This window comes from Acinetobacter lwoffii (assembly GCF_024129855.1).
GTDB classification, from domain to species: domain Bacteria; phylum Pseudomonadota; class Gammaproteobacteria; order Pseudomonadales; family Moraxellaceae; genus Acinetobacter; species Acinetobacter lwoffii_L.
Genome location: NZ_JAMXXC010000051.1, coordinates 1 through 6,336, shown reverse-complemented (window position 1 = coordinate 6,336; position 6,336 = coordinate 1). Strand labels below are relative to the sequence as shown.

General features: G+C 36.2%; 10 protein-coding genes. 8 read left to right on the top strand and 2 right to left on the bottom strand.

What is annotated here, in order from left to right:
- Positions 1 to 96 precede the first annotated feature (96 nt).
- The 8 genes from NI465_RS16210 (at position 97) to NI465_RS16175 (ending at position 4,745) form a co-directional block, all read left to right on the top strand.
- Positions 97 to 252 carry a hypothetical protein gene (locus NI465_RS16210; RefSeq protein ID WP_253145982.1) on the top strand — a complete coding sequence of 52 codons (156 nt, stop codon included), beginning with the start codon at positions 97 to 99 and terminating at the stop codon, positions 250 to 252.
- Positions 252 to 1,181: a MobA/MobL family protein gene (locus NI465_RS16205; protein WP_253145981.1), complete on the top strand. Its 930-nt coding sequence runs from the start codon at positions 252 to 254 to the stop codon at positions 1,179 to 1,181. The genes NI465_RS16210 and NI465_RS16205 overlap by 1 nt, the downstream gene beginning before the upstream one ends.
- Positions 1,178 to 1,678: a hypothetical protein gene (locus NI465_RS16200; protein WP_253145980.1), complete on the top strand. Its 501-nt coding sequence runs from the start codon at positions 1,178 to 1,180 to the stop codon at positions 1,676 to 1,678. The genes NI465_RS16205 and NI465_RS16200 overlap by 4 nt, the downstream gene beginning before the upstream one ends.
- A gap of 82 nt (positions 1,679 to 1,760) precedes the next feature.
- Positions 1,761 to 2,576 carry a hypothetical protein gene (locus NI465_RS16195; RefSeq protein ID WP_253145978.1) on the top strand — a complete coding sequence of 272 codons (816 nt, stop codon included), beginning with the start codon at positions 1,761 to 1,763 and terminating at the stop codon, positions 2,574 to 2,576.
- Positions 2,577 to 3,396: 820 nt separating this feature from the next.
- A complete protein-coding gene (locus NI465_RS16190; RefSeq protein WP_087704769.1) occupies positions 3,397 to 3,675 on the top strand; it encodes a type II toxin-antitoxin system RelE/ParE family toxin in 279 nt (92 codons plus the stop codon).
- A 10-nt stretch (positions 3,676 to 3,685) separates the two neighbouring features.
- Positions 3,686 to 3,982 (top strand): HigA family addiction module antitoxin, encoded by a 297-nt coding sequence (locus NI465_RS16185; protein WP_225518504.1) that lies wholly within the window; start codon positions 3,686 to 3,688, stop codon positions 3,980 to 3,982.
- Positions 3,983 to 4,033: 51 nt separating this feature from the next.
- Positions 4,034 to 4,471 (top strand): hypothetical protein, encoded by a 438-nt coding sequence (locus NI465_RS16180; protein ID WP_253145977.1) that lies wholly within the window; start codon positions 4,034 to 4,036, stop codon positions 4,469 to 4,471.
- Positions 4,472 to 4,496: 25 nt separating this feature from the next.
- The gene (locus NI465_RS16175; protein WP_109858688.1) at positions 4,497 to 4,745 is read left to right on the top strand and encodes a hypothetical protein; all 249 of its coding nucleotides are present in this window, start codon (positions 4,497 to 4,499) and stop codon (positions 4,743 to 4,745) included.
- Between the two features lie 50 nt (positions 4,746 to 4,795).
- On the opposite strand, the gene NI465_RS16170 is transcribed toward NI465_RS16175, so the two are convergent.
- Both NI465_RS16170 and NI465_RS16165 read right to left on the bottom strand, forming a co-directional pair.
- A complete protein-coding gene (locus NI465_RS16170) occupies positions 4,796 to 5,362 on the bottom strand; it encodes a hypothetical protein (RefSeq protein WP_253145975.1) in 567 nt (188 codons plus the stop codon).
- A gap of 273 nt (positions 5,363 to 5,635) precedes the next feature.
- A complete protein-coding gene (locus NI465_RS16165) occupies positions 5,636 to 6,061 on the bottom strand; it encodes a conjugal transfer protein TraD (RefSeq protein ID WP_253145973.1) in 426 nt (141 codons plus the stop codon).
- Positions 6,062 to 6,336: the final 275 nt, after the last annotated feature.

Sequence of the window (6,336 nt, the reverse complement as noted above, 5' to 3'; positions counted from 1 at the left end):
CGTTAGGGACTTCATCCCTAAAACCCTGAAACTTCTTTTTTTCGTTCAATTGAAAATTGAATGAAAAAAAGAAGTACCAACGCTAGGAGCAACAACATGCAACTAAAACAGGTATGGGGAAAGATCAAAGATATTATTTTTGGCGTGATCGCAGCACCCCTACTCATCCTCATTATGGTTCTTGCTTCGATACTCGATAAAAGAGCGTTTAAGAAGGAACGCAACCAAAAAAAGGAACAGGATAAAACCTAATGGCGATTGCTCGTTTAAGTGTCAAAGTTGGTAAGGCAGGCAAGGCAGCACCGCATGCCGAATATATAGATCGAGATGAAGAAAAAAAGAAAAAAGAGGAACAGGCTAAAACTGACCTTGAACATCGTGACTATGGAAACATGCCGAAATGGGCAGAACATAATCCGATTAACTTTTGGCAGGCAGCCGACCTTTACGAGCGCAAAAATGGCAGTACCTATCGAGAATATGAAATTGCCCTGCCTAGAGAGATGAATGCCGAGCAACGCCTAGAACTGGTTGAGGACTTCATTCAGTCTGAAATTGGCTCAAAATATCCGTATCAGTTTGCGATCCATAACCCTAAAGCAATGGACGGCAACGATCAGCCTCACGTTCACCTCATGTTTAATGAACGTCTACAAGATGGAATCGAGCGAGATCCAGAGCAATATTTTAAACGCTATAACAGCAAGAATCCTGAACGTGGCGGAGCTAAAAAAGACAATACAGGCAAGACTTACCAGGAACGAAAAACCGATATTAAAGACCTACGCCAAAGATGGGCAGATTTATGCAACAGCCATTTAGAAAAACACCAAATTGACAGCCGTATTGATATGCGAAGCTACAAAGAGCAAGGCGTAGAGAAAGAACCCGAAAAGAAACTATTACCAAGCCAAGCCAAAGACCCTGAAATCAGAGAAGCCTTGCAACAGTCACGTACAGCCTATAAAGAGCTTGAACGACTAGACTTAGGCGACCCGAAAAAAGACCTGAAGGACCTCAAAAATAGCCCAATTTCAGACAAAGAAATTAAACAGGGCATTGAGAGCTTTAAGGCTGATTTTGATAGCTTCAAACAGCTTGCTTTGGAACAGTACAAAGAACAGCAGAAATTAGAACGAGAGCAACAGAAAACCATGAGTTATAAGGGGATGAGTCGATGACACCTGATGAAAAAAAGCTATATGCACTGATGGCAGTTGCAGAACAACAGCAAAACTTAGTTAATCAGGCCGTTAAAGAGCTTCAAATCACCGAGGAACGCATTCAGAAGGTCATCGCAGGGCAAACCCATCATACTGTATCAAAATCGCTAAATATGGGCTTACAGGAAGGTACAGCGGAACTTATTAAGACCGCCAAAGCACTTGGACATTTAAAAAATTCGATTGAATCAACCAGTGATCAATTTTCATGGAAGTTAATCACTACTTTCTTAGGTATTTTTTCAGTTCTCATACTGACTATGACGTGGCTATTTGCATCTTATATTAAGCCTTTAGAGAATATTCCAAAGATCGAGAGTTTAAGGCAGCAAGGTATTCAGTTTGATATTCAAAGTTGTGCCGTTGGAGAAGAGTCCAAGCCTTGCGTCCGAGTGATGAAAGAGCAGTGTGGCTATGGGAAGTATGGGGATTTATGCGTTATTGACCCCAAATAGCTAAATCTAAAAATGAAGGCTCTAAGCACTCATTTATAGTTTTTATTATGTTTTAAAATTAGTGGAAGTTAAGGAAATTATTATGTTAAAGCAATCAAGTTTAGAAAGAACAGAGTTTAAGGAAGAAGAACTTGCGCCCATTAAAAAGCTTGATTTAAATGATTTGAAAGTTCCTATGCCTAAAAACCTTGACCAGTTACTGATTTGGACATCCGAACTTGCTCAATATAATTATGCTCAATTCCTTGACCAATCCGAACAGCTAAAACTTGTTGATGAAGACAACCTGGAAGAACAGGCGGAAATCAGTCAGAAGCTTAGGTTTTATAGAGGTAATGCGCTTATAGAAAACCAAATCAAAGATTTCTATTTGAAAAAGTTACTTGATCAAGGGGAGGCAACAGTTAAAGGTTATATTAAAAGTCCGACTAAGAAAAATACCAGATATGCTGTAATTTCTTATCATGACTATGATTTTGTAAGCTTTGCTACTCCAGAGATTCTTAATAAATTTCCAGCCGATCTCATTAATTTCGTGCAAAAGGAAGCACCTAAGACATTAGCGGATATATATCCTGAAGAAGCCGTATTCTTATCAGCTATCAAAAAATTTATTAAACCTTTTAAGGAACAGTATAAAAAATTGACTGATACAAATAGGGAAATTAAGGAGCACAATACAATTGCTCATGAAATTTATATAAAAATTAAAAATAAAGAAGCAACTCTGCAAAAGTCAAAAGACTCAAAGCATAAAGAATCTAGCCCAAAGACTACTGAAAATAGTGCTGTCCCAGTAGAGATGAAGCAGGTAGCCATTCAGAAAAATATGGCTCCACAAGAAAAGCCAATTACTGTGATTAAGAAGCGAAAATTTGCTTTAAACAAGGATAAGTAATTTGTAATTTAAAATTATAAACAAAAACCCCTCTAAGTCTTGCAACTTAGAGGGGTTTTCAAGTAAATTCAGCGGTACGCAGTTATTTGATGGATCTAACATCAAGTAACGAAGATCATAAGGTTTGGCGACCGTTATGATTTCACCAAAAGGCTTGTACCTGAACTCTATTTTCACAATAAACAGTGTTTATATCAAGCCTCAAAATGATAAGTCTTCGTTAATTCGTGTTTTAAACCATCAAATAAGCATCCTAGATCGAGCTTTGCCCGCTTCTGCGTGTCCGTTTTACGGTCGGCATGCATTACGTGTGGTAGGAATAAGTGTCACTGGCGTATTGTAGCTATGGTCGAAAGGCTAAACCGCTTACAGGGGAACTTCACATAGGCGGAGCGTTGGGAGTAGTTACATAAGACTTGTTAAGTTGTAAGTTGGGGAAACCCTCGCAGAGATACAGGCAATGTAACGACAGGGAGCGCGTGGAGCGAAGTGCAAGACTTTGAGTCCTTGTCTGCATAGTCAGCAAAGCTATGTGCGGATACGACCGATATACGTGGCTCCGAAGCCAAATATATATAGGTAAATCGGCAATACTTAGGGGATAGGTTATTTTTTTAAATGACCGCCCTTAGGGTGAGTATTGCCGAAACTCTCTCAACCGTTCACCAAAGCCAAAGCACGAAGTGCGACGCTTTGGGGGCGAGTTGAGAGAGTGAGCGCATTTGTTTTTAAGGCTTTTGATTTTATTTGAGTCTATATTTCTGTATAGTTTTACTGAACGAATTGCTGTATATTAAAACTATACAAAGGATGATTTTTTGTGATTGTAGATTTTAATCATAAGGGACTGGAACGATTTTTTAAAACCAGTTCTACAGCAGGTATTCAGTCTGTTCATTCAACCAAGTTAAAAAGACAATTAACTGCTTTGAATGAAGCGCAAAGCATTGATGAAATGAATTTTCCTGGATGGAAGCTTCATCCTTTGAAAGGTAAATTAAAAGATCATTGGTCAATCACTGTGAGTGCCAATTGGCGTCTGACTTTTATTTTTAAAGATGGTAATGCGTATATCGTGGACTATCAGGACTACCATTGAGGTGAATATGATGATGAATAATCCAGCTCATGCAGGTGAGTTAGTGTCAGAATGGTTAGATGGCTTAAAAGAAGAAGGACAAGCGATCACGATTACAGAACTTGCTGAACGTATTCAAGTGACACGTCCATTACTTTCTAGGATTATTAACGGTAAAGCGCCAGTGACCGCAGATGTAGCTTTACGCTTGCATGATGCTTTGGGAATCAGTGCAGACCTGTTAATGCGTGTTCAATCTAAGTATTCACTTTGGATGGAATCACAAAAACAGCGTCCACAGATTCAACCATTTTTTGCTAATTGTTAAAATTAAGATATTACTAAATATTTATATACATTAATTATATAGGATTTTTTTATGGATGACTTTTTTAAAAAAATTGATAACAGTATTGGAGCACAAAAAAAGAGTAAAAGTGATTTCAATGAAATGAAAAAAAACAATGAAGAATTTTTTGAGCATACGTCTTTAAGGCTTATCCCTATTCTTGAACAATATGTTGAAGAGATAAAGAAGCGCAATATTCAAGTTAAGAGTACAAGTAATAAACGCTATATCTCAGTTGAATTAAAATACAAAAATGGTGGGTATAGTTGCTTATTACTTAGTACTAATCTTGAATCTGGCCGAATTGAGTTCCAAAAAAATTATACTGGTGATAATGGCGAAAGGTTTGTATCTGTAGACGGTAGTTCGTATGATGAACGCACTTGGAAAGATGATATTTTTAAGACAAAAATTGAAAAACTAATAGAAGATTTTGTTTTTTATGCTCCACGTTATGGTGGATTTTAATTGCTTATAGGTAAAGGACATCTTGATGATATCTCCCGATATTAAAGTTCTTGATTGGATTAGAGTTGGTCCTCATGATTGTGTAGTTAGGGTTATCTATAGAGATAATTCACAACCTGAAATCTGTCAGGTTGTTTTTAATAAAGATAAACCAACTACACATGATGTCTGTTGGAATGGTACAGACTGGTTTTTCCCTAAAAGACCTGATTTTGGTGGTTATGCACCAGATAGTTGTCCTGCTGTAAGAATTTTAAAAAAAGGAAAATATTAATTAATACTATTGAGAATATATGGAAAAATATATTAAAGAAGGGTAATTTCCTAAATTGTACCTTTAGCTAAACATTTTCTGAAAGCCTGTGCTTTAACAAACTGGATATTTGTTTCTGATCTAGGGAGATTATAAGCGTAATCAACTAACCTTTTACCTTTGGCTTTTAATTCAGCAGAGTTTTTACTAAAGAAGCTCATTTCCCAATTTTTATCAAAAGTATTTTCTAAACGTCTTTCAAATACTGAAGACATATAAGAAGCTTCAGACCTACAATCATCTAAGTTGTATACAGTGTTGCCTTTTGTACAAATTTCATCAAAAGCAACTATGAATAAGTTTTCATCTGAGTATGTATTATTCTCTTCCTTCTCAGCCCAAGCACTCTGAGTATATAGGTTTCCATTCCTATAAATATATCGGTCAAATCCAGTATAAGCTCCATAACCATTTTTAGCGTTAAACTCGCCACATTGACCCGAGACATTCCTAAACTGTACAGAGCTAGGATCTTTAACATAAGATTTAATATATTCTTTTGCTTCACGTTCTTGTTGAAATTTTTCACAACCCACTAAACTTAAAGCTACAACAGATATAAAAATAAGTTTTTGCATTTTTTATCCTAAATGACATTTTAATTTTAAGTGTATGTTTCTAATAAATTACTATCAAGTTTAGAAAAAGGGAAATTAGTTAATTATTTAAATCATCTAAAATTAACATAATGCACGTTATACGAAATGCAAAAAATTTTTCCCTGAATAACAATATCTTATGTTGATGTGAAAAGCCCAATCATACACGATTGGGCTTTTTTGTTGATTATTCACGTTCCACGCTTAATATCTGATCAATGTTCCACGGGTTTAAGTAGCTTAACTGCATAATCAATTATTTTGTTTTTCAGTCTTTTTACGTTGATTTAAAACCTCTTGACCTAAGTCTTTCCAAATCTGCCATTTCATATCGTTAGGATCAATCTCTGCTGTTTTAAGTAGTATACCGAGCAGTTCGGCAGGGTCCCGTTTATCTAGGTTAGCAATTTCAAACAGTGCGCCTAACTGGATCAGGTGACGAGTACGCGCTTTACGTTCAGCTTCTTTTTCAGCATTCAATAATTTTCTAACCACTACCTTTTGTTTATTTGCTCGATCTATGGCTTTTTCTGCTTTGATCAGTGCATTTAATTTCTTTTCTTGTTCAGGTGTTCGATATTGAATTTGAGCAATTTCCAATAAAAGTTTTTGAGCATCACTCGGATTTTTTAAAGCAGAAATATAGGTTAGTCTTTCTGAAAGCCATTCATTATTCATATTCAATTCCTTAATTCAAATACCGCTAAAGTACAAGCTCAATTCTCAAAGAACGATAACAAAATAATTACGTCCAATGTCCGCAATTTTGTTAAAGTTCGTTCTAGAGAAGTTCGCCTGTACTTCCATCAAAAATTTGATGGCGCGCTTAGACGTTTCTCAATTTCATTGAGAAACCTAAGCACGTTAGGGACTTCATCCCTAAAACCCTGAAACTTCTTTTTTTCGTTCAATTGAAAATTGAATGAAAAAAAGAAGTACCAACGCTAGGAGCA

Bases quoted from the DNA above. Each gene is read 5' to 3' on its own strand.
- NI465_RS16210 (WP_253145982.1), top strand. From the start codon at position 97: ATGCAACTAAAACAGGTATGGGGAAAGATCAAAGATATTATTTTTGGC.
- NI465_RS16205 (WP_253145981.1), top strand. From the start codon at position 252: ATGGCGATTGCTCGTTTAAGTGTCAAAGTTGGTAAGGCAGGCAAGGCA.
- NI465_RS16200 (WP_253145980.1), top strand. From the start codon at position 1,178: ATGACACCTGATGAAAAAAAGCTATATGCACTGATGGCAGTTGCAGAA.
- NI465_RS16195 (WP_253145978.1), top strand. From the start codon at position 1,761: ATGTTAAAGCAATCAAGTTTAGAAAGAACAGAGTTTAAGGAAGAAGAA.
- NI465_RS16185 (WP_225518504.1), top strand. From the start codon at position 3,686: ATGATGAATAATCCAGCTCATGCAGGTGAGTTAGTGTCAGAATGGTTA.
- NI465_RS16180 (WP_253145977.1), top strand. From the start codon at position 4,034: ATGGATGACTTTTTTAAAAAAATTGATAACAGTATTGGAGCACAAAAA.
- NI465_RS16175 (WP_109858688.1), top strand. From the start codon at position 4,497: ATGATATCTCCCGATATTAAAGTTCTTGATTGGATTAGAGTTGGTCCT.
- NI465_RS16170 (WP_253145975.1), bottom strand. From the start codon at position 5,362: ATGCAAAAACTTATTTTTATATCTGTTGTAGCTTTAAGTTTAGTGGGT.
- NI465_RS16165 (WP_253145973.1), bottom strand. From the start codon at position 6,061: ATGAATAATGAATGGCTTTCAGAAAGACTAACCTATATTTCTGCTTTA.